Genomic DNA, 24,264 nt, shown 5'->3' with positions numbered 1-24,264 from the left:
CTTATTGAATAGATTTTTTAGTAAAATTAGGCCTCACAGCAATTTGCGGTGAGGCCTAACTTTTTGTCTGTATAGCCAAGGCTTTAAGAGATAAAGCCATTGATGAACCGATAAGATAAACTACCAAATTCGCCAAAATCTATTCCGAGGAGAGCGGACTCTTCGGTTACTAATAAAGCTGTGCTAAGAACAGAAAATGCTTTTTTCAAGTAAGTTTGTTTCGGCTTAGGCGGTGGGGAAATAAAAGCAGAAATCACTTCTTTTAAATTTCCGGGGCCAATAGCGACGATGCTATCGCCTGCATTTAAGATCAAATCAGGATCAGGCGAAGTCGTGGCGATATTGTTTTGTACAATAGCTACAATAGTTCCTTTGGTGTGTTTCCAAAAATTTAAATCTTGAATTGTCTTGCCAATGACAGGGGAGCGAAACGGAATCGTGACTTCAACTGGATTTAACAGATCTGAGTATTTCATGTACTTCAAGTACGTTGCTATTTGATCTAAGGTATCTTTTAATTCCTGATCAATCAGTTGTTTTTTCTTGAAAGTTGTATCAAGTTTTTGATACAACGAAACCGTGGACGTTTGGGTGTGATGTTGCTCAATGAAGGAAGAACAATTATCTGATGAGATAACAATAATTTCTTTACCACGCGACACATCTACGATTTTTTCTGTTTTTAATAGAATAATTGCCCGGCGAATTGTTTCAGGTGAAACGTTATATTGGCTAGACAGGATAGAACGCCCAGAGATTTTAGTTCCGATAGGATATTCGCCGGTCATGATCTTTTTAGCAATATCCAGAGCAATGACTTTATAGGTTGCTTCATTTGACCTTTTCATGATGTATCATCCTCTGCAAAAATAAAATTTTAAACAAACAACAATAAATTTAAAAGAGTTGTTTGTTTTACGGAGAAGTGTAGTATTGGAAATTCAAACTAACACGGAAAAGATTTATTAGTTTGCTAGTTCAATAGGATCGGAAAATTATCCTGCATTAAGGACTAGCATTTTTAATTTTTTCCTACATAGAGAGTTGACAAGGAACTGGATTATTAGGAAAAGTGGAGATTCCCCTTACTATTATCTCGTTAGGCGTGCTTGTTTTGGTTATCTTTACTTATTGGCATTGGTTGGGATTAGTTTAACAAAACCTTGTAAACATGGTGCGTTTAGTAAAATAAATCCTCTCAGCAATTTTGAGAGGATTTTTCTTATCTTCTATTGTAATTAAAGATAATAAAAAATTTTTATTATAGGAAGAGGTATTTTATCATACTAATAGAATAATTTTAAATATAAAAGATATTCTGAAAATAGTTTACAGAGTAACACATAAAAAAGCTGTTTTTAAGCGATATTTCGCGATACTACCATATCGCAAATATAAAAGCCTAAAGGGAATTTTAGGTTAACTAATTGTATGGGAGGAAAAGCAATGGAAGAAAAAGAGCTAACCAGGGGGCTAAAGGCGCGCCACATTGAATTAATCGCACTAGGGGGAACAATCGGAGTCGGTTTGTTCATGGGGTCTGCTAGCACGATTAAATGGGCCGGTCCATCAGTACTATTGGCCTATGCATTAGCTGGTCTTGCTATGTTTGTGGTTATGCGGATCATGGGAGAAATGCTGTACTTAGAACCTGTTACCGGATCCTTTGCGACGTATGGTCATAAGTATATTGGTCCCTGGGCTGGCTATATTACGGCTTGGTGTTACTGGTTTCTCTGGGTTACAGTCGGGATGTCTGAGGTAACAGCTTTTGGTATTTATATGAATTATTGGTTTCCTGACTTGCCACAGTGGATACCTGCTTTAGTCGGTGTCGCTATTGTAGCTGGAGCAAATCTGGCGGCTGTTAAGTTTTATGGTGAGTTTGAATTTTGGTTTGCTATTATCAAAGTAGTAACGATTGTTGTTATGTTAGTCATTGGTTTTGGTATGATCTTCTTTGGCTTTGGCAATGCCGGGCAAGCAATTGGGATTAGTAATTTATTTGATAATGGTGGATTCTTCCCAGGTGGTTTGGAAGGATTTTTATTTGCTTTATGTTTAGTAACTGCAGCTTATCAGGGTGTAGAACTTGTTGGCATTACGGCTGGCGAAGCCGAAAATCCGCAAAAAACGTTACGAAGTGCCATAAAAAATATTATTTGGCGAATTTTAATTTTCTACGTAGGTGCAATTTTTGTTATTGTCTGCATCTATCCTTGGAATCAGATTGGAACAATCGGTAGTCCCTTTGTTGTTACCTTTGCTAAAATTGGTATTACAGCTGCCGCCGGTCTTATTAATTTTGTTGTACTCACAGCTGCTGCATCTGGCTGTAATAGTGGTATTTACAGTGCGAGCCGTATGTTATATGTCTTGGCGGAAAATGGCCAAGCGCCACAATTTTTGAAAAAGGTGTCGCCAAGCGGTGTACCTGCTAATAGTATCAAAATTACGATTGCTTGTTTATTACTTGGTGTATTGTTTAACTATGTTTATCCTAACTCTAAATTGTTTGTCTATATTTACAGTGCCAGTATTCTGCCAGGTATGGCTCCATGGATTGTTCTTTGTATCAGTCAGTTGAAGTTTAGAAAAAAATGGGCGAAAGAAATGGGGTCGCATCCTTTTAAATCGCCATTATTTCCTATCAGTAATTATGTGACTATTGCCTTCTTATGCTTAGTTCTTGTGGGCATGTGGATCAATAATGATACGCGAGGCGGCTTAATTGCTGGTCTGGTGTTCTGTACAATCATGACTGCTTTCTATTTTGGCCTGGGAATTGGCAAGCGCCAAGTTCCTGAACGAGGCGAAATCAAAGTACAAACTGTTGAAAAATAAGTAGCAATATACAGCGATTTCTTGATTTTGGCAGAGTTGCAGCTTTGATTTTAGTAAAACGGGGCTCGTGACTTGATTTTGCAGTTAGGCTGCAACTCTGCTTTCTTCTATTATAAGCATTCGTGAAAATATTTGTTTTTTTGCACAACACATTTTCGTTGCAAGGAGGGTTATTTCATCTTAGAATAGAATAATGTTCTCTTAGAATAGAATTCTATGGAATGAAATTCTAAAATGTGGTTAAATTGGAGCGAATATGATGCAATCAAATAAACAAATTGATATGTATATTCCATTGGTGAATTTTATAGCTGATATTATCGGTCCTCACTGTGAAGTGTTGCTTCACGATACGGGAGACGTACAAAATTCAGTAGTTGCCGTTCGCAATGGATATATAAGTGGTCGTTATTTGGGGTGTCCACTGACAGATTTTGGTCTGGAAATGCTGGAAAGCAAGGCGTATCTGAAGCAAAATGCTGTTGTGAATTATCTGAGTTGTACTGATAGTGGCGAAAAGCTACGCTCGTCTACCTATTTTTTAAAAGATATCAATGGCGCATTGATTGGTATGTTATGTGTCAATATTTTAATTTCTTCCGATCAACCCAGTGTAAAAGATATGACAGATCGTGTGATTAAAACGCTACTGGGAAATCAAGGCAGTGAGACGATGGTACAAGAGCACAACTTTGTTCACGAAAATGAAAAAATTGTAGAGTCGCTGCATTCTTCTATAGAAAATGTAGTAGAATCTGCTGTCGATAAAATTATTAATACTTATGATATTCCTATGGATCGGATGTCTATAGAAGAAAAAGTTACTATTGTGCAAAAATTGAATATGAATGGTATTTTTAAAATAAAAGGTGCTATTAGTAAAGTGGCTGGCAGGCTGCAAGTGTCGGAAAGCACGATTTATCGGTATTTGGCAGCAAAATAGTGTTAGAAGTCAAATCATGCTAGAAGTGCTTTGGTTCCGGCGTAGCGTATTTTTTTTATGAAATAGTAGTAAAAATTTTTTATTATAATAATTTTTTATTGGATAGAAGTTATAAGATGCTTTCATCTTATAAAATAAAATTACTTATGATTATAGGGAGGATAAAATGGAAGAAATTATTGCAACAGAAAAAGCACCACAGGCGATTGGCCCTTACTCACAAGCTAGACGGTTTGGCGATTTTTTGTTTACTTCAGGACAGATTGCGATTCAGCCTGAAACAGGTGAGGTTGTTAGTGGCGATGTTGAGGCGCAAGCAGTTCAGGTGCTAGAAAATCTAAAACAGGTACTGGCAGCCGCTGAAATGAACTTTGATGATGTGTTGAAAACGACTGTTTTTCTTACGAATATGAGCGATTTTGCTGCTGTGAATGCTGTGTATGGCCGCTATTTTAACGCAAAATTGCCAGCTCGTTCTTGTGTTGGTGTCGCTACTTTACCTAAAGGCGTCTTGGTTGAAATAGAATTAATAGCCGGAAGTCATAAAAAATAGGGAGAGGGTACAATGACTGTTTCATTAGAAGCGATTCAAAGGGCTAAGGAAACGCTGCAGGGAATTGCCGTACGGACTGAGTTAGCTTATACGAATACACTAAGTGATTTGACAGGCAATCGTGTTTATTTAAAAATGGAAAACCAACAGCGCACAGGTTCCTTTAAACTGAGAGGCGCTTATAATAAAATTGCAAATTTGAGCGCGGAAGAACGCAGCCATGGCATTATTGCCTCTTCGGCAGGAAATCATGCGCAAGGAACCGCCTTGGCCGGCACTCTTTTAGGGATTCCTTCAACGGTAGTTATGCCGAAAACAGCTCCTTTATCTAAGGTGAATGCTACACGGGGATATGGAGCCAAAGTGGTACTGGAAGGAACTGTTTATGATGAAGCTTTTGCGGCAGCGCAGCGTATTCAAGCGGAGAATCAGTTGACCTTTATTCATCCTTTTAATGATCCACAAGTAATTGCCGGTCAGGGAACGATTGGTTTGGAAATCTTAGAAGATATGCCTGACGTAGAAGCGATCGTTGTTCCTGTGGGGGGCGGCGGCTTAATTGCCGGGGTTGCTTCAGCCGTAAAACAAGTGAATCCGAAGATCAAAATTATTGGCGTGCAGACTCAAAATATGCCTTCTATGGTAGAATCAATCGCTCAAAAGAAAATTATTACTTATAATGGGAAGCCGACGATTGCTGATGGGATTGCTGTAAAAACGCCTGGTGATGTAACTTTTTCGCTTATCCAGCAGTATGTAGATGAACTTGTGACAGTGGATGAAGAAGAAATTGCCAGCACGATCTTGTTGCTGTTAGAACGTGTTAAAACGATTACGGAGGGAGCGGGAGCTGCTGCTGCCACTGCTGTAATTCATCGATTGAGCCACTATAAAGATCGTAAAATTGCTGCGATTGTGAGCGGCGGCAATATTGATGTAACGATGATGTCACGCATCATTAATAAAGGAATGGCAAAATCAGGTCGTAAGGTTGTCTTTAATATTATTATTCCTGATAAACCCGGGGAATTGTGGCAGTTGTTAAAATTGATTGCCGAAACAGGCGCTAATGTTTTAAATGTGACCCATCAAAGAGAAAATCGCCACGTGCCGTTAGGTCACGCGAATGTGGACTTAGAATTAGAAACAGCGGATCACGAGCAAATTCAGTTTATTGAACAACTGATGGAACAACATCAGTACTATGCAAAAATCGTATGATCCTTAGAGTGAAAATGGGGAGGCGAAAACTATGACGCGAAAAATGAAAACCATGGACGGCAATACAGCAGCAGCTTATATTTCCTATGCCTTTACCGACGTAGCGGCAATTTTTCCGATTACGCCGTCATCGAATATGGCGGAAAGTGTTGACGAATGGGCGGCGCAAGGGAAAACTAACTTGTTCGGCCAAACGGTTGAAGTTGTGGAAATGCAGTCAGAAGGCGGTGCTGCTGGTGCGGTGCACGGCTCGCTGCAATCTGGGGCTTTGACGACAACTTATACAGCCTCACAAGGCTTGTTGTTGATGATCCCGAATATGTATAAAATTGCTGGTGAACTGTTACCAGGCGTTTTTCATGTGAGCGCTCGCGTAATTGGCGCTAATGCGATCAGTATTTTTGGCGATCATTCTGACGTTATGGCTACAAGGCAAACTGGTTTTGCCCTGCTAGCGGAAAGCAGCGTGCAGCAGGTTATGGATTTGGCGGCCGTAGCTCATTTATCAGCCATTAAAGGGCGTGTACCATTTCTCAATTTCTTTGATGGGTTTCGGACATCTCATGAAATCCAGAAAATCGAAGTGCTTGAATATGAAGAACTGGCCGAGCTCCTCGACCAGGATGCGATTCAGGCCTTTCGTCGTCGCGGCCTAAATCCTGACCATCCAGTACTGCGTGGTACGGTGCAAAACTCTGATATTCACTTCCAGCAGCGCGAAGTGACAAACCGCTACTATGAAGCTTTGCCTGATATCGTGGAAGAATATATGCAGGAAATTACCAAACTGACAGGGCGTGAATATCACCTGTTCAACTATCATGGCGCACCTGATGCAGAGCGTTTGATTATTGCCATGGGTTCTATGTGCGAAGCTATTGAAGAAGTAGTCGATTATTTAAACAGCCAAGGCGAAAAAGTGGGCCTGTTGACAGTGCATTTATATCGGCCTTTCTCCATTAAACATTTCTTTAAATATATTCCGAAAACAGTCCAGAAGATTGCCGTACTGGATCGAACCAAGGAAATGGGTTCGTTAGCGGAACCGCTTTATCTTGATGTAAAATCGGCCTTTTATAACAGCGATTGGCATCCCGTCATTGTCGGCGGTCGCTGCGGCGTAGGCGGCAAAGATGTTATTCCTAGCCATATTGAAGGTGTCTTTGCAAACTTGAAGGCTGATTCGCCGCAAGATGGATTTACTGTAGGGATTATTGATGATGTAAATCACACCTCGCTTCCTGTTGGCAAAGATATTGATACGACGCCAGCCGGAACGAAAGCCTGCAAATTCTGGGGGCTTGGTTCTGACGGAACGGTCGGCGCCAATAAGAGCGCTATTAAGATCATTGGGGATCATACCGACTTGTACGCGCAGGCTTATTTTGCCTATGATTCGAAAAAGTCAGGCGGTGTTACCATTTCGCATCTACGTTTTGGCAAGCAGCCGATTAAGGCGCCGTACCTGATTAATAAGGCTGATTTTATTGCCTGTCATAATCAATCTTATGTAGATAAATACAATGTGTTGGAAGGCTTGAAACGAGGCGGCAGTTTCTTATTGAACTGTGCTTGGAATGAAGCGGAGCTTGAGGCGTATCTTCCGGCGGCGATGAAACGGTATATTGCTGAAAAAAATATTAAATTCTATACAATTGATGCTGTCAAAATCGCGCAAGAAATTGGTCTTGGCGGTCGGATTAATATGATCATGCAGGCCGCTTTCTTTAAAATTGCTGATGTAATACCAGTCGATGCTGCTGCCGCCTATCTTAAAGAAGCTGTAGTGAAATCCTATGGGAAAAAAGGCGAAAAGATTGTGGCTATGAATCAGGCGGCGATTGATCGCGGTGTAGATTCTTGTGTCAAAGTCACAGTTCCGGCTGCTTGGAGCCAAGCAACAGCGCATGATGCAGCCAAGCAAGACGTTCCCGATTTTATTAAAAATATTCTTATTCCAGTAAATCGTCAAGATGGCGATAAGGTACCTGTCAGTGCTTTCCTTGCCGTAGAAGATGGAACCTATCCTGTTGGTACTTCAGCATATGAAAAGCGCGGGATTGCCATTAATGTGCCGGAATGGCAGGCTGATTATTGTATTCAGTGCAACCAGTGTTCCTATGTTTGTCCGCATGGAGCCATTCGTCCGGTGCTTGTCAATGAAGCAGAAGCCAAAGCGGCGCCGGAAGGCTTTGCCGTGAAACCGGCGGTTGGAGCAAAAGCGCTATTCTTCCGAATGGCATTGTCACCGCTTGATTGTACGGGTTGCGGCAACTGTGCGCAAGTATGCCCGGCAAAAGAAAAAGCTTTAATCATGCAGCCACTTGCTACACAGACCCAGCAGGAACCTTTATGGGATTATGCTATGGGGTTAACGCCGAAAGCCAATCCGATGAAGAAGGAAACGGTTAAAGGTAGTCAATTTGAACAACCGCTGCTGGAATTTTCCGGCGCATGTGCTGGCTGTGGTGAAAGTCCTTATGCTAAACTAGTTACACAGCTCTATGGTGATCGGATGATGGTGGCGAATGCGACGGGCTGCTCCTCCGTATGGGCAGGCAGTACGCCAGCGGTTCCTTATACTACGAATCACCGCGGGCATGGCCCGGCTTGGGGCAATTCGCTTTTTGAAGATAATGCCGAATTTGGTCTTGGTATGTTCCTGGGAGCGAAGCAGCTTCGCAATAAAGTCGCCGCTGACGTGGCGCAAGCGCTGCAAGGATCGCTGAGCTCTGAACTGAAAGGCGCTTTGCAAAAGTGGCTAGAGGAAAAGGACATCAGTGAAGGAACACGTGAACGAGCTGACAGAGTCATTACTGCTTTGGAAAAGGAAAACGACAAAGATTCACTCCTTGCCTCGATTTATGAAAATAGAGATTTTCTTGTAAAACGCTCTCAATGGCTCTTTGGTGGTGATGGCTGGGCCTATGACATTGGTTTTGGCGGTCTTGATCATGTGCTGGCCTCAGGCCAAGACGTGAACGTACTAGTCTTTGATACGGAAGTGTATTCTAATACAGGTGGTCAGTCTTCAAAAGCGACGCCGACAGCGGCTATTGCTAAATTTGCCGCCGCTGGCAAACGGACGAAAAAGAAAGATCTCGGCATGATTGCTATGAGCTATGGTTATATTTATGTAGCGCAAATTGCCATGGGCGCTGATAAAAATCAGACGCTAAAAGCGATTGCCGAAGCGGAAGCCTATCCGGGACCGTCGCTCATTATTGCTTATGCTCCTTGTATTAATCATGGTCTCAAAGCAGGCATGGGTTGCAGCCAGGAAGAAGCGAAACAAGCTGTTGCCAGCGGCTATTGGTCTTTATATCGCTTTAATCCGCAGAAGCAGGAAGCGGGCGAAAATCCGTTTGTACTTGATTCGAAAGAACCGACAGCAGATTTTAGAGGGTTTTTACTGGGAGAAGTTCGTTATTCAGCGCTGCAAAAACAATTCCCGGAAGCGGCCGAGGCTTTATTTGCCAAGACGGAAAAAGATGCTAAGGAAAGATTAGAAAATTATAAGCAGTTGCATAATAGATAATTTATAAAGAGAAAGTGTAAAGATCGAGTCTGAGAGATATTTTTAATATCTTCCGGACTTCTTTTTATTTTGCTTAAAAGGCAACTCTGTGGTTATAATATGAACTTTTTTAGCACAATTTGATTGATTTTGTTTATGCATTAAAAATAATTTATATTCTGAAAATATAGTATAATGTTTTTGTAATCCTAGAAAGAACTGTTAGCTTATGCAATACATTGACGATTTTATTGAGACGAATATAAGAATGTCATTTGAGGAGGGCTGTAACAGATGGATCATTTAATGGATGTAACATTAGAGAATGTAATTGATATTAATGAATTTAATACGATTCACAATGAATTGGCGAAACTCGTGGACTTTTCTGTTGTAACTGTTGATATCCATGGTGTTCCATTAGGCGGTTTAAGCAATTTCACATCATTTTGCGAACTCATACGTTCATCACCCAAAGGCTATCAGGGGTGTATAGAATGTGACAGAAAAGCCAGTATTCAATCGCTTAAAGTCGGACGACCTTTACTGTATACATGCCATTGCGGCCTCAAGGACTGCACTGCTCCAATTATTGTAAATGGTGTTCATGTAGGGAGCGTATTGGGCGGTCAAGTACTCATTAAAGAAGAAGATCGACTCAAAGTGAATGTAGCGGAGTTATCAGAAAAATTTCAGCTTTCCCAACAGGAATTGTCACAAACTTTACTCGAAGTTAAAGTTGAAACAGAGGAATATTTGCATCGTTGCTTGCAATTTTATAGTTTTATGGCTAATTATTTTGCGGAAACAGGTATAAAAAAAATCATCCAGGAAAAATTGGCGAATGAAACAAAAGAAAGATTGCATTTGCAAAGAATTGCTAAAGAACAGGAATTGCAGCGAATGAAAGCACAGATGAATCCTCATTTTCTGTTTAATGCGTTAAATTCGATTGCTCGTATTGCCATTCAGGAAGAGGCTGCTCGTACAGAACATTTGATTTATGATTTATCGAAGTATTTGCGATATAGTATTAAACATAATGATCAAAATCCCAAGTTGTGTTTGGAGTTGGAAAATCTTCACCATTATTTATCAATCCAGAAAACACGCTATGGTGACCGAATGGATTTTTTAATTGATATAGAACCAGATTTACTTGACTGGCATATTCCATCAATGACATTACAGCCGATTGTGGAAAATGCGATTATTCATGGGATTGAAGATCGTGAAAAAGGTGGAGTTGTTGAAATTCGTGGTATGAAAATTTCTGATGGTCAAGAGATGCTGCTTACTGTTACCGATAATGGGGTTGGATTTCCAAGAGAGATTTTAGCTTTATTTAAGGAGCAGGGGGTTATGAGCTCATCGCGTCTTGGGTTAGGATTGATGAATACGCATGATCAGATTCGACGTTTATATGGCAATCATTATGGATTGTTTATTGACAGTGAACCAAACTGCTATTCTTGTGTAAGTATTAAAATTCCTAAGCAGTAAGGAGGAGATTGTGATGCATACCGTACTAATCTGTGAAGATGAAGAATTGGAAAGACTTGCTCTTCGCAAGATGTTAGAGCGGAATTATCCTACTATGCAGGTTTTGGAGGAAGCAAAAACCGGAACGGAAGCGATTCGTAAAGCAAAACTCTATATGCCCACGCTTATTTTAATGGACATAAAAATGCCGGAAATGAGTGGTTTATTAGCTCAAAAAGAAATATTGAAATTTCATCCTCAGATTAAAACGATTATTATTACGGCCCATGATAACTTTTCCTACGCCCATGAAGCAATAAAATATAAAATCTATGATTATTTATTAAAACCTTTTTCCCCAGCTATGCTGTATTCCTGTATTGATAAAGTCCTTCTTGAAACTACTTCAGGCAAACGTTCTTTTGAGGAACAGAGCTTAGAAGAGAAGTCGCGGATTAAGGAAGCATTGAGTTACATTGACGAACATTATCTTGATACCATGCAATTATCAGATGTGGCGGAAAGAGTTGGCTTAAGTGAGAAATACTTTAGTCGCTATTTTAAAATGCAGACAGGTTATTCGTTTACAGACTATTTAAACCTGCAGCGTATCAACCGGGCAAAAAGCCTTTTGCTTTATACAACTGTACCGATTTATAAAATCGCGATTGATTTGAATTTTTCAGATTCCTCATATTTTATTAAGGTTTTTCAGAAACATGAAAAGATCACTCCTAGTCAGTTCCGTCAAAAACACAAACTACATAAGTAAGATCCTTTATTTAAAGCAGTTGCCAAATTGGCAGCTGCTTTTTTGCGCTTTAAAGTAAATTGCCAATGTATTATGGTGAATTTTCGCCTTCGCAATCTTACCAAACTACTATTTTCTATGTGGGAAATTTACTTTTATTGGTTTTCTAAATCCCATGCACCAAGACTGATTTTTCGTATAATTTAAATAACTTAATCTACTTAAGCCGATGGATATATGCAGATTGTTCTGTATATTGAAATAAAAAAACACCTGGAGGTAAGAACATGGGACAAGAAGCGTTGGGAATGATTGAAACAAAAGGATTGGTGGGCGCTATTGAAGCAGCTGACGCAATGGTAAAGGCTGCGAATGTTTCTTTAATCGGCTATGAGAAAATCGGATCCGGGTTGGTAACGGTTATGGTGCGTGGCGATGTTGGTGCTGTTAAGGCTGCAACTGATGCCGGTGCGTCGGCGGCAAAACGAGTAGGAGAGGTTGTTTCGATCCACGTGATTCCTCGTCCTCACACCGATGTGGAAAAAATGCTGCCTAAATTTGTTAATGCATAATAAAAGGAGGACCCAATAATGGATACGGAACTTTTAAAACAGATTATGGAGAAAATGGGGAGTTCGGACAGTACTAAAAGTGCGAATCCCACAGAAAAAAAGTGTTCTGTAAATCTTGAAAGCATTAATATTACAGAGTTTGTTGGGACTGGAATGGGAGATACAGTTGGTCTGGTTATTGCTAATTTAGATAGCCATCTTCTTGCGAGCATAAAGCTTGATCCCAAATATCGTTCCATTGGAATTGTAAGTTCCCGTACGGGTGGGGCTCCTCATGTAATGGCAGCTGATGAAGCAGTGAAAGCGACGAACACTGAGGTTGTGTCAGTAGAATTTTGTCGTGATACGAAAGGCGGCGCAGGCCACGGCAGTACGATTATTTTTGCAGCTGAAGATGTTTCTGATGCCAGAAGAGCGGTAGAAATCCTACTTGCTGGTTTAGAAAGAGGCTTTGGCGATGTCTATGGCTGTGATGCAGGTCATATTGAGTTGCATTATACCGCTAGAGCGAGCCATGCTTTGGCAAAAGCCTTTTCTGCGCCTGTAGGTAAAGCGTTTGGAATTACTGTTGGAGCGCCAGCTGCTGTTGGACTGCTTATGGCTGATATTGCTTTAAAAACAGCAAATGTCGATGTGGTGACTTACGCTAGTCCTTCAGTGGGGACCTGTTATTCCAATGAAATTATTGTAACTTTCAGCGGTGATTCAGGAGCTGTTCGTCAGTCCGTTCTTGCCGCCCGTGATGTAGGTCTTGGTGTTTTGCGCGGCATGGGACAAAATCCTGTATCGCTATCAAAACCTGTGCTGTAATTCGATTGTACAGGAAGAGGGTAATGGATTATGGATGGAAATGCAATTGGTTTACTGGAAGTAGTAGGCAGAGTCGCTTCAATTGAAGCGGCTGATGCCGGTATGAAAGCGGCAAATGTTCAATTGCTTGGAAGTGAAAATGCGACTGGCGCCCTCATCACCGTAAAGTTTTGTGGCGATGTCGGCGCCGTCAAAGCGGCCATAGAAGCTGCAAAGGCACGGGTTATTCAAATCGGAGGCACGATTGTTGCAACTCTTGTTTTGCCGCGACCTGCTTTGGGCATCGCTCCTATGTTGAGCTGCGGCGTCCAGGGAACTGATTCTTCATCGGAAGGTGCTGTGGAAGAATCGGAGCAAATCACAGAGAAGCCCGTAATCGCACTAGGCAATGAAACGGTTATTGAAACAGGGAGAGAACCATCAATAGCGATGATTCCAGAGACTGCTCCGGAAACTGATTCAAAGACTGATTCAGAAACTGCTATAGAGACAGTTACAGAGACTGTTTCTGAGATTTCTCCAGAGGTATTTTCCCAAAGAGCGGAAACAGCGGAACGGGAAACTGCTGAACAGCCTATTTCAGTGACGGAACCAGAAGTATCAAAAAAAAATTCTAGCAGAAGAAAAAATACAAAAGCGTCAGGCGCTTGATTTTTGCATCCATAGGAACAGAAAGTGAGGTTCGTCATGAACTTCCATAACGAGCAAATGATTTCAGATATTTTATTCTGTCTGACAAATGTTGAACAGGATAAGGGGGTTCCTATCGGTGTTTCGAATCGGCATATTCATTTAAGTGCTCAGGACCTTGCTGTTCTCTTTGGCAGTAACTATGCTTTGTCACTGCTCAAACCGTTAAGTCAAACAGGGCAGTTTGCCGCTAAGGAAACGGTTTGCATTGCCGGGCCTAAGGGGTGCTTGACTAATGTGCGTATTCTCGGACCGGTACGGACTGAAAGCCAAGTAGAGATTAGTCGCACTGATGCGTTTACTTTAGGCATAAAAGCGCCTGTTCGAATTTCAGGCGCTTTAAAGGGAGCTGCGTCAATCTGTGTGATTGGACCAGTGGGAACGCTCATTTTAAAAGAAAATGTGATTATTGCTAAACGTCATATTCATATGTCGCCAAGTGATGCCAAGCGCCTTAATTTATCGGATGGTCAGTGCGTTTCTGTAATTAGCAGCGGAGAACAACAATGTTCTTTTCACAATGTAGCGGTACGAGTAAGCCCGACTGCTGTATTAGAAATGCATATAGATACCGATGAAGCGAATGCTGCCGACCTGAAAAATGGAATGAAGGTACAGATTTTATAAACAGGGGAAAGCGATTGGTGGTTTTATCTGAACCGAGAGTATCAGCAAAGCCGATCTTGGTTACGGAGGATGTGAAATCTTGGATGACAAAGTAATGGATGGCGAATTAGTAAGACAAATTATGCAAAGCCTTTTGCCTGTTCTCAATAAGAAAACACTGATTTTATTTACAGGTGGAGCAGCAGATGGGGAAGCTTTATTGAAGATGGTTGATCAAGTATTGGCCACTGAAGCAAAAATTGCTTTTTCAACTGCTTTTCAAAGAATCGCCAATGATGAGTTTCTGCAGAAAATTCAAGCTCGAACTTTGTTTCATGACGAGGCTATGCGAGCTTTTTTAACCAATGCGGATCTTGTGGTAGTACCTGTTTTGACACGAAATACAATGATCAAAGCTTCTTTAGGTATTCAAGATAGTCTTGTGACAAATGGAATTGCCATGGCGCTTATGCGCTGTATTCCAATTGTTGGAGTGCGGGAAAACTATCATCCCAATAGTGAACATACACGAAACAAGGGATATGCCGCCAACAGTCGCTATAATAAAATGCTGTTGCAGTATGAACAGAACTTAATTGAATTAGGCGCAATACTTGTTGATAGCGCAGAGTTTTCGGATACAATGAAACGGACTTTATATCCCGGTGTATTTGGAGATTCTTTACTTTCAAAAGCAGAAAGTTGTCAGACTGGAGACGTATATTTCGGCAATGGTACAGTGATTACCTGTCGGGAATTGCAGCATCTTCCGAAAGGTACAGGTATTACGATCAGCGGCAGAGTTGTGATTACACCTTTGGCTCAGGAGTATATTACTAAGCAGCATATGATACTACGCTATGAGTAGCGGTAGTAAAATCCAGATAGTGAGGTCAGGACAATGAATCAGTTTGATAAAGATCTTCAGAGTATACAAGAAGTGAGAAATAAGGTAAGTCTAGCAAAACGAGCGCAGGAACAATTCCGGGAATTTTCCCAGGAGCGGATCGATGCAGTCGTTGCCGCTATGTGTCAGACAGCTTTGGAGAATGCTGTTTCCTTGGCTAAAATGGCAAAAGAAGAAACTGGTTTTGGTAAGTGGCAGGATAAAGTCATTAAGAATACTTTTGCCGCAAAAACGGTTTATGAATCCATCAAAAACATGAAAACCGTTGGTATTCTTTGCGATGACCCGACCAGAAAGATTATGGAAGTCGGAGTTCCTGTTGGAGTTATTGCGGGATTAATTCCATCGACGAATCCTACGTCTACTGTTATTTTCAAAGCTTTAATCGCTATTAAAGCAGGAAACTCTATTATTTTTTCGCCTCATCCTAGCGCAGTAGCGTGTATTCGTGAAACTGTCCGGATTTTACAGGCGGCTGCGATGCGAAGTGGTGCGCCTGAGGGGCTTATAAATTGTCTTGATGTTCCTACGATGGAAGGGACGCACGAATTAATGACTCACAAGGACGTGGATCTTATCTTAGCTACAGGCGGCGAAGCGATGGTACGTGCAGCCTATAGCTCAGGAACACCAGCGATTGGCGTTGGACCTGGTAATGGCCCGGCATTTATCGAACGTTCTGCTGATGTACCAAAAGCTGTTAGACAGATTCTGGAAAGTAAGACGTTTGATAATGGCGTTATTTGTGCGTCGGAGCAGTCTGTCGTAGTTGAAGAGTGTATGAAAGAAACTGTTGTGGCTGAAATGCAGCGCCAAGGATTCTATTTTCTGAATGAAGCTGATTCAGAAAAATTAGGAAGGCTATTATTGCGACCGAATAAGACGATGAATCCGGTAATCGTTGGGAAAAACGCCCAGGAGTTGGCAATTCTTGCGGGTATTTCAGTTCCTGCTGATGCGAAAGTTTTAGTTTCTTATCAAAATACGGTTTCCCATAATAACCCTTATAGCCGTGAAAAATTGACAACTGTACTGGCTTTTTATACAGAGGCTGATTGGGAACAAGCTTGCTTGCGTTGTCTTGAAATTTTGAATAATGAAGGCAAAGGGCATACGATGACAATTCATTCACAAAACGAAGCAATTATTCGTGAGTTTGCTCTTAAGAAAAATGTATCTCGTTTACTTGTGAATACTGCTGCCGCCTTGGGCGGTATCGGTGCAACGACGCAGTTGTCGCCAGCCTTAACCTTAGGGTGTGGCGCTGTAGGCGGAAGTTCAACCTCTGATAATGTCAATCCGATGAATCTCATCAATATTCGCCGAGTGGCTTATGGAAGTTGCGAACTGGCTGATCTGACAACAGATGTACCCGCTCCACAAGAACCTATAGCGGATCCTTTTGATATTGAAGCAATTGTAAGAAATATTTTAAATGGCACGCGATAAAGGATGTGTAAGGTGTGCATTTAGCTAAAGTGATTGCGAAGGTTGTTGCGACACAAAAGATTGATAAATTAGTAGGCGGCAAATTATTGGTTATTAGAGCCATAGATACAGACCAGAATACTGTTGACAATGAACCATTATACGTTGCGGTAGATAGTGTAGGCGCTGGTGTAGGGGATTGTGTTCTGGTGGACTGGGGCGGAAGTGTTGATAATGATTGCCGTATGGTAGGCGACATGTCTATTGTTGGCATTGTTGACCGCATTGAGTTCGAATGAGGTGCGAATTTTATGAAGCAGAGTACTTTTCAGTTAAAACCAGCTATTCATTATGGGATCAATGCTGCGAATGTGATTAGCACGATTTCCTACGAGCGGGCTCTGATTATTACAGATCCTTTCATGAAATCAAGTGCTATGCTGCAGCAGCTTCTCGGCCAATTGCGAGACCAAGAATCCTATCATATCTTTTCTGATATTTATCCCGATCCCGATACCGCCTTGGTTTCAGCAGGCGTAAAAGATTTTTTGTCCTGGATGCCTGATTTGGTTATTGCCTTTGGGGGCGGATCAACGATTGATGCTGCTAAAAGTATTTTATATTGCACAGGATCGATGAAGCATGAACAGAAAAAAATGACCTTTATTGCGATTCCGACAACAAGTGGGACTGGTTCGGAAGTGACAAATTTCTCGGTTATTACTATGGATGGGAAAAAGATTCCCATTGTAGATGACACGCTATTACCCGATATTGCTATTATTGACGCTGCTTTTACCGAATCGGTTCCGTCGACAGTTACCGCTGATACCGGTGTTGATGTTTTGACTCATGCCATTGAAGCCTATGTATCAACAAGGGCGTCAAATTATTCCGATGCCCTAGCTGAAAAAGCAGTTTCTTTGGTTTTCTCCTATCTGCCTCGTGCGGTAAAGGACGGAAAAGATAAAGAAGCAAGGATGAGTATGCATGATGCCTCCTGTATAGCTGGTATTGCCTTTACTAATGCTTCTTTAGGAATTAACCATTCTATGGCGCATACCTTGGGCGGAGCTTTCCATATTCCCCATGGACGAGCTAATGCAATGTTATTGCCTTTGATTCTCGAGTATAATTCATCAGATCCGGAAACGGCTAAACGATACAGCCGTTTGGCCCGCCTGATTGGATTTTCTCCGGCCACTGTAGAGGAAGGCGTACAGCTTTTACTTTTAGCAGTTCGTACCCTTCTTAAAAACACGGGTATTCCAGGTACGTTAAGCGAGCTGAAAGTAGATCATGGTGCATTTAAGGAAAAAATGGCAGTGTTGTGTCAAACTGCACTTGCTGATAAATGTACAGAAACGAATCCAGTTCAGCCGACAATCGGTGATTTGGAACAGTTGTTTTATCATGTATATGGCAACCACTAAAATAATAGGAGGTTTTTAGCATGAGTAAAGTATTCGATATTTCTACGGTACCAACAAGCCCCAGGATTCAAAAGCTTATTGACGCATTGTATGCCAATCCGCCGGCCGTAGAGGCAGAGCGGGCCAGTCTTATTACCGAGTCTTATGAAAAAACTAAGGCTTTACCGATTGTATTACGTCGCGCTAAAGCCGTAGAACATATTTTAGATAACATGACAATTGTGATCCGTAATGATGAACTCGTCGTAGGCAATTTGACGACGGCGCCACGTTCCACGCAGATATTTCCAGAGTTTTCCTATAAATGGATCATGGGCGAGTTTGAAACTTTGGCGAAACGGACTGGCGATGTTTTTACAATTAGTGATGAGGTGAAACAAAAGCTCTCACAAGTTCTTCCTTATTGGGATGGAAAAACGGTTAACGAATTAGCTACTGAATATATGTATCCGGAAACAAAGGAAGCTATGGGGCGCGGCGTTTTTACTGTTGGTAACTACTATTTTAATGGCGTAGGTCATATTAGTGTTGATTACAAAAAAGTATTGGAAAAAGGCTTTAATGGAATTCTGCAGGAAGCCGAAGCGGCTCTAGCCAGTGCGGATCAGACTTGCCCTGATTTTATTAAGAAAAGACAGTTTTTAGAAAGCGTAATGATTACATCAAAGGCAACGATTCGTTTTGCTAATCGTTTTGCTCAATTGGCGGAACAACTTGCTGCTAATGAACCGAAAAATAGTAAACGAGAATTGGAATTACGCGCCATTGCAGCGAATTGTCGCAAAGTCCCAGCTAATCCCGCTAGTAATTTTTATGAAGCCGTACAAGCGTTTTGGTTTGTGCAGGCTATTATTCAAATTGAATCCAATGGCCATTCAATTTCGCCGATGCGTTTTGACCAATATATGTATCCTTATTATCAAACCGATATTTTAAGTGGACGTTTGACACGCGAAAGCGCCCAGGAAATACTTGATTGCCTGTGGGTTAAATTTAATGATGTAAATAAAGTCAGAGATGCCGATTCGACCAAGGCTTTCGGCGGGTATCCCATGTTCCAGAATTTGATTGTAGGCGGACAAAATTCCGAAGGAATCGATGTTACGAATGAACTTACGATTGCTTGCCTCGAAGCTAGCGCTCATACGAAATTGCCGCAGCCCTCTATTTCGATTCGCGTATGGAATAAATCACCTAATGAATTTTTAATTAAAGCAGCAGAAGTATCACGTCTTGGCTTAGGCATGCCTGCTTACTATAATGATGAAGTAATTATTCCTGCATTAGTAAATCGTGGCTTAACGCTGGAAGATGCTCGTGATTATGGGATTATCGGTTGTGTTGAGCCGCAAAAAGGCGGTAAGACAGAAGGCTGGCATGATGCAGCATTTTTCAACATTGCCAAAGTTTTGGAATTGGTTATTTATAATGGTATGCTTGACGGTGTTCAAGTTGGACCGAAAACGGGTGAGTTTACATCCTTTGCTTCTTTTGAAGAATTGAAAACTGCTTATAGCAAGCAAATGGCCTATTGCGTTAGTCTTTTGATAAATGCCGATAACTCTGTTGATATTGCTCATGCGGAAAGGGCACCATTACCTTTTGTTTCATCTATGGTCGATGACTGCATTCAACGCGGTAAATCCATTCAGGAGGGAGGAGCTCATTATAACTTTACTGGCCCGCAAGGTGTTGGTGTAGCCAATGTGGGTGATTCACTCAAAACAATTGAAGAATTGGTATTTGATCGTAAAACCTTTACTTTGGCTCAAATCAAAGAAGCAGTGGAACATAATTTTGGCGGAAGTGTTACTACTGCAATTCCCAATGAGGTTATTGAAGAAGTGGTACGGCGGATGTTGACTGAAGGCAAAACAATTACAGTCGAACAACTTAATAAGCTGCAGGCTTTAATGAAAAATGGCGTAATAGCAACTGGTACTGCTGCTGGCGGCTATGACAGTTTATTACAGGCTATTGAATCGGTTCCTAAATTCGGTAATGATATAGCAGAAGCCGATGAAATGGCGCGGTATGCCGCCAGCGTATATTGCCGTGAAGTCGAAAAATATAAAAATCCTCGTGGCGGTCTTTTCCAACCGGGGTTGTATCCTGTATCGGCCAATGTTCCGATGGGATCACAGACAGGCGCTACGCCTGATGGCAGAAAAAAAGGGGAAGCTCTAGCCGATGGTGTTTCCCCTGTGTCTGGCCGTGATACGAATGGTCCGACTGCTGCGGCAAACTCGGTTGCGGCTCTTGATCACGCTATTGCCTCAAATGGCACGTTGTTTAACCAAAAATTCCATCCATCAGCTCTTAGTGGACGGGAAGGTTTAGAAAAACTCGCCGCTCTTGTTCGAGGCTATTTTGACCAAAAAGGAATGCATGTTCAATACAATGTTGTTGGCCGGGAAACTTTGCTTGATGCCCAAAAGAACCCGGATCAGTATAAGAATCTCGTAGTACGCGTTGCTGGCTATAGTGCACACTTTGTGTCACTTGATAAAAGTCTGCAAGATGATATTATCAGTCGTACCGAGCAGATGTTTTAATAGCTGTAATTTTTCTGTTAAAGGCAATTGAGCGGAGGCTTTTATGGAGACAATATATAGTGGAAAAGGAATTATTTCTGATATTCAGAGATTTTCTGTCCATGATGGTCCAGGAATCAGAACACTGGTATTTTTCAAAGGATGTCCTCTTTCCTGCCAATGGTGTTGTAACCCCGAAAATATTCAACGAGAGCCTCAGACTATGATGGTTCAGGGTGTGGAGAAAGTAATTGGCCGAGAATATACGGTGGAAGAGCTCATGCAAGTGATTCGCAAGGATATGATTTATTATCGCCGTTCCGGCGGTGGTGTGACACTTTCTGGTGGCGAAGTTTTGTTTCAGCCACAGTTTGCTAAGCAATTTTTGCAGGCCTGTAAAGCCGAAAGTATCCACACGGCGATAGAAACAACTGCATTTGCCTCATTTGAGGTGATTCGCGAGTTGCTGCCATGGATTGACTTGGCTATGTGTGATTTGAAGCATGTTGATGGCTTAAAACATCTCCAATATACCGGGCGGCCTAACGATATGATACTGGAAAATCTTCGTAAGATTGGTCTTTCTGGAACGAGTATCGTGATTCGTGTTCCTGTTGTGCCGGGCTTTAACAGTACAAAAGATGAAATTTCAAGAATCGCTTTGTATGCTGCCACGATTCCAGGCGTTAAGCAGTTACATCTGCTTCCGTATCATCGCTTGGGGGAAAGTAAATATAATGGTCTAGGAAAAAACTATGCCTTTTCTGGTATAGAGCCCCTGCAACCAGTCATGATGGAGGAACTGTTGGAGGTTGCCAAATATTCGGGATTGAATTGTCAAATTGGCGGATGAAACCCACAGGGAGTGAACGCTTCTGTTAACCTATGAGCTAATCAGTCGTCCTTCAAAGAGCGCCCTTGCTATTTTACAGCGAAAAGCCTGCGATAAGATAGCTGCTAATTTACTGGCTGACAAACCGGCAGAGGCAGTTGGCCTTATTCAAGGCCCTGTTGCACCAATTATTGCAGCTGCTGATATTGCCGAAAAAGCTGCTAATGTGATTGTTTCAGAGATTGCAGGATCTTGTCCGCAGCATATTACCTTGATTGCCGTTTTAGGTGAACTATCAGCTGTAAAAATAGCATTGGAGGCTGTAAAAAGTAAAAAGTCCCCTCTTTGAACAACGGGGTTATTCAGATAATTGGAAATCGCTTTTTATTCTAAGCCCAACGTATAGTAATAATGCTACGTTGGGCTTTTTTCAGATCGTTGAGTACTTACATGATAAGCTTAGGAGAGTATACAATGGAAACCTTGCTGCTTATTGCTGATGAAAAAATCGAAAAAGAATTTATGAAACAAATGATTGAAATGTATGATCCCTATATAGAAATTATAGCGGAAGTTGGTGATGAAGGTTTAGCCTGTGAGCTTGTTTTAAAGTACAGACCTGATATTGTTCTGCTTGACATACAAACCTTAACTTTAGAAGCGGGTCAGACTGTGGAAAAGATCCTTTCGCTTTGTCCGGATCTCTGGTTCGTTATTTTTGCGGCCTGCGATACTTTTTTTACTAAAAGTCTAGTCAGGAAAAGAAATTTTCTAAGGCATGTGCCAAAACCAGGATGTGCTGCCGATGTTCTTCCACTGATTAAAGAGGCTCGTGAACAAGTAAAGCAAAGAAAAAAACGAATTTATGGGTATGAATGGCTTCATGCTAGTTTAACCAGACAAGTAGCATCTATTAAAACAACAAAAACTTCGTCACTTTCAGAAAATGCAATTCAGTATCCTTTTCGCTATGAAAGTATGCTTTTGGAACACATTCGTTGCGGTGAATGGGAAAAAGGGCAAGAAATCCTCGCGATATTACTGAAAGAAATCCTTTCTCAACCTATCCATTTAGAGCTTATAAAAATGTGTCTGCTTGAGCTGGTTATTGTTGCATCGCGCGCGGCTATGGAAGGGGGAGCAGAGTTTGAACAGATCACTCTTCTTGATTGTGCCTGTTTGGAAGATCTGCAGGCCTGTTATGATGAAAAAATGATTATATCCTGGATAAACCGTGTTTTTCATCGGATTATGGGTCGTATGAAAGAGTATAAAGGGACGATGAATCGGTATGCCATTGAGCAGGCTTGCCAATATATCATTAAGAATTATTCTAAAAATATTTCACTGGAAGAAGTATCACAAGTAGTTCATTTAAGTCCTTCTTATTTTTGTCGCTTATTCAAACAAGAACGAGGCTATAATTTTGTTGATTTTTTGACAAAAGTAAGAATCGAAACAGCTAAGAAGATGTTGCGAAATTCTAATGATACGACTGTGCGAATTGCTACAGCTATTGGCTACAAAGATGCGAGTTATTTTATTCGGATCTTTAAGCAGACGGTTGAAATGACGCCGAATCAGTATCGCAATGCCAGTCGAGTGGATGGTGCATTTTGCGTGAAGTTATAATAAGAGGATAAACTCTAACAACTGTATTTACCCCAGTCTGCAATTTATTAATCATTGAGAAAAGGTAGGATTTTGCTTTTATAAAAGGAATATATAAGTCAGGAAGTTCATTTTGCACAGAAAACGGCAGTTAAAATGTTCAAAATAACCAATGATTCTATTGGGAAAATTTATTATAATGATAACAGCAAGTTCTTTTATGGAGGAATAAATAGAAGATTATAAATTCAATTTGACGGATTCGTAAAGGAGAAACTGATACTATGTACAAAGAACTGAATACTTCATTGCGTACAATTATGACGCCAGGACCAGTTGAAGCAGAGCCTAGAGTGCTCAGGGCAATGGGAACGCCTATACTGGGACAATTTGATCCGGAATTCACTCAGATCATGAATGAGACTATGGAAATGCTAAGAGAACTTTTTCAAACAAAAAACAAATGGGCATTTCCAATAGACGGAACTTCACGAGCCGGGATTGAAGCAGTATTAAGCAGTCTAATTGAAACAGGTGACTCTGTCCTAATTCCCATCTATGGTAGATTTGGTCATTTGTTAACAGAAATCGCCGAGCGCTATGGTGCTGAAGTTGTCAATTTAGAAACTGAGTGGGGTACTGTTTTTGACCCTGAAACAGTGATTGCAGAAATTCGCCGAGTGAAGCCTAAGATTGTAGCGATGGTTCACGGCGAAACTTCCACTGGTTGTATGCAACCGTTGAAAGAAATTGGAGAAGCTTGTCGTGAGCTTGATATACTGTTTGTTGTGGATGTTGTAGCAACAATTGGCGGTGTAGATGTCAAAGTTGATGAGTGGAAAATTGATGCAGCGATTGGCGGTACGCAAAAATGTTTGTCAGTTCCATCGGGAATGGCGCCTATTACTTTCAACTCTCGTGTTGAAGCGGTATTGCTAGAACGCAAGAGGATTGAACGTGGGCTGGCTGATTCCAGTATGTATAAAGCCAATCAGTCACGTATGATCCGCAGTAATTATTTCGATTTGAGCCAGTTAATGGATTATTGGGGTCCGGCACGATTGAATCATCATACGGAAGCAACTACCATGGTCTATGCATTGCGGGAAGGCTTACGAATTGTTTTAGAAGAAGGGCTTGAAGCTCGCTTTGCACGGCATAAACTGCATGAAGCAGCTTTAACAGAAGGGCTTAGTGCTATGGGACTTCAGTTATATGGCGATCCAAGCTGTAAAGTACCAGTTGTTACTTCTGTTTCGATTCCTGCGGGAATTGATGGGGAAGCCGTTCGGTCCATGCTTTTAGAAGAGTTCCAAATAGAAATTGCTAGCTCCTTTGGTCCGTTAAAAGGAAAGATCTGGCGCATTGGAACGATGGGATATAGTTGTCGTAAGAAAAATATTTTGCATGTTCTGGGGGCTTTAGAAGCCACTTTAATTTGGCATGGAGCCAAGATTCAGGTAGGCAGTGCCGTCCAAGCTGCTTTGAAAGTGTATAAACAGGCTGGAAAGTAAGTTCGGTCTATGTATA

Annotated in this window: 21 protein-coding genes; 20 read left to right on the top strand and 1 reads right to left on the bottom strand. The window is 41.4% G+C overall.

Annotation, left to right across the window (positions count from 1 at the left end; all coding sequences use genetic code 11):
• Positions 1-83: 83 nt before the first annotated feature.
• Positions 84-848 carry a GntR family transcriptional regulator gene (locus tag AC0NJP_RS11210; protein WP_474039943.1) on the bottom strand — a complete coding sequence of 255 codons (765 nt, stop codon included), beginning with the start codon at positions 846-848 and terminating at the stop codon, positions 84-86.
• Between the two features lie 598 nt (positions 849-1,446).
• Here AC0NJP_RS11210 and AC0NJP_RS11205 point away from each other — a divergent pair.
• The 20 genes from AC0NJP_RS11205 (at position 1,447) to AC0NJP_RS11110 (ending at position 24,248) form a co-directional block, all read left to right on the top strand.
• Entirely contained in the window at positions 1,447-2,844 is a 1,398-nt protein-coding gene (locus AC0NJP_RS11205) for an amino acid permease (RefSeq protein ID WP_474039942.1), read from the top strand.
• A 256-nt stretch (positions 2,845-3,100) separates the two neighbouring features.
• Positions 3,101-3,787, top strand: a complete 687-nt coding sequence (locus AC0NJP_RS11200) for a helix-turn-helix transcriptional regulator (RefSeq protein ID WP_474039941.1) — start codon at positions 3,101-3,103, stop codon at positions 3,785-3,787.
• Between the two features lie 166 nt (positions 3,788-3,953).
• Positions 3,954-4,340, top strand: coding sequence for a RidA family protein (locus AC0NJP_RS11195; protein WP_474039940.1), 387 nt, complete (start codon positions 3,954-3,956; stop codon positions 4,338-4,340).
• Positions 4,341-4,352: 12 nt separating this feature from the next.
• Positions 4,353-5,561, top strand: coding sequence for a threonine ammonia-lyase (gene ilvA / locus AC0NJP_RS11190; protein ID WP_474699826.1), 1,209 nt, complete (start codon positions 4,353-4,355; stop codon positions 5,559-5,561).
• A 31-nt stretch (positions 5,562-5,592) separates the two neighbouring features.
• The gene (gene nifJ, locus AC0NJP_RS11185; protein ID WP_474699825.1) at positions 5,593-9,099 is read left to right on the top strand and encodes a pyruvate:ferredoxin (flavodoxin) oxidoreductase; all 3,507 of its coding nucleotides are present in this window, start codon (positions 5,593-5,595) and stop codon (positions 9,097-9,099) included.
• Between the two features lie 273 nt (positions 9,100-9,372).
• Entirely contained in the window at positions 9,373-10,581 is a 1,209-nt protein-coding gene (locus AC0NJP_RS11180; protein WP_474699824.1) for a sensor histidine kinase, read from the top strand.
• A 13-nt stretch (positions 10,582-10,594) separates the two neighbouring features.
• Entirely contained in the window at positions 10,595-11,332 is a 738-nt protein-coding gene (locus AC0NJP_RS11175) for a response regulator transcription factor (protein ID WP_474699847.1), read from the top strand.
• A 266-nt stretch (positions 11,333-11,598) separates the two neighbouring features.
• The gene (gene eutM, locus AC0NJP_RS11170) at positions 11,599-11,883 is read left to right on the top strand and encodes an ethanolamine utilization microcompartment protein EutM (protein WP_474039936.1); all 285 of its coding nucleotides are present in this window, start codon (positions 11,599-11,601) and stop codon (positions 11,881-11,883) included.
• A gap of 18 nt (positions 11,884-11,901) precedes the next feature.
• On the top strand, positions 11,902-12,693 hold the full coding sequence (gene pduB, locus AC0NJP_RS11165) for a propanediol utilization microcompartment protein PduB (RefSeq protein ID WP_474039935.1): 792 nt from the start codon (positions 11,902-11,904) through the stop codon (positions 12,691-12,693).
• Between the two features lie 30 nt (positions 12,694-12,723).
• Entirely contained in the window at positions 12,724-13,344 is a 621-nt protein-coding gene (locus tag AC0NJP_RS11160; RefSeq protein WP_474699823.1) for a BMC domain-containing protein, read from the top strand.
• Between the two features lie 36 nt (positions 13,345-13,380).
• Positions 13,381-14,010, top strand: a complete 630-nt coding sequence (locus tag AC0NJP_RS11155) for a phosphate propanoyltransferase (protein ID WP_474699822.1) — start codon at positions 13,381-13,383, stop codon at positions 14,008-14,010.
• Between the two features lie 79 nt (positions 14,011-14,089).
• Entirely contained in the window at positions 14,090-14,857 is a 768-nt protein-coding gene (locus AC0NJP_RS11150) for a hypothetical protein (RefSeq protein ID WP_474699821.1), read from the top strand.
• 33 nt (positions 14,858-14,890) lie between these two features.
• Entirely contained in the window at positions 14,891-16,345 is a 1,455-nt protein-coding gene (locus AC0NJP_RS11145; RefSeq protein ID WP_474699820.1) for an acetaldehyde dehydrogenase (acetylating), read from the top strand.
• A gap of 14 nt (positions 16,346-16,359) precedes the next feature.
• Entirely contained in the window at positions 16,360-16,623 is a 264-nt protein-coding gene (locus tag AC0NJP_RS11140; protein WP_474039930.1) for a EutN/CcmL family microcompartment protein, read from the top strand.
• A gap of 12 nt (positions 16,624-16,635) precedes the next feature.
• On the top strand, positions 16,636-17,757 hold the full coding sequence (locus AC0NJP_RS11135) for a 1-propanol dehydrogenase PduQ (RefSeq protein WP_474699819.1): 1,122 nt from the start codon (positions 16,636-16,638) through the stop codon (positions 17,755-17,757).
• Between the two features lie 20 nt (positions 17,758-17,777).
• Positions 17,778-20,312, top strand: a complete 2,535-nt coding sequence (locus AC0NJP_RS11130; protein WP_474699818.1) for a glycyl radical protein — start codon at positions 17,778-17,780, stop codon at positions 20,310-20,312.
• Between the two features lie 43 nt (positions 20,313-20,355).
• Complete coding sequence (locus tag AC0NJP_RS11125) at positions 20,356-21,144, top strand: glycyl-radical enzyme activating protein (RefSeq protein ID WP_474039927.1); 789 nt, start codon at positions 20,356-20,358, stop codon at positions 21,142-21,144.
• Between the two features lie 22 nt (positions 21,145-21,166).
• On the top strand, positions 21,167-21,472 hold the full coding sequence (locus AC0NJP_RS11120; RefSeq protein ID WP_474040071.1) for a BMC domain-containing protein: 306 nt from the start codon (positions 21,167-21,169) through the stop codon (positions 21,470-21,472).
• A gap of 125 nt (positions 21,473-21,597) precedes the next feature.
• Positions 21,598-22,755, top strand: coding sequence for a helix-turn-helix domain-containing protein (locus AC0NJP_RS11115; RefSeq protein ID WP_474699817.1), 1,158 nt, complete (start codon positions 21,598-21,600; stop codon positions 22,753-22,755).
• A gap of 263 nt (positions 22,756-23,018) precedes the next feature.
• Positions 23,019-24,248 carry a pyridoxal-phosphate-dependent aminotransferase family protein gene (locus tag AC0NJP_RS11110; RefSeq protein WP_474699816.1) on the top strand — a complete coding sequence of 410 codons (1,230 nt, stop codon included), beginning with the start codon at positions 23,019-23,021 and terminating at the stop codon, positions 24,246-24,248.
• Positions 24,249-24,264 lie beyond the last annotated feature (16 nt).

The organism is Pelorhabdus sp. sgz311002 (assembly GCF_056134285.1).
The sequence above is the reverse complement of the archived record's forward strand: the minus strand, read 5'-3'. Positions and strand labels throughout refer to the sequence as shown.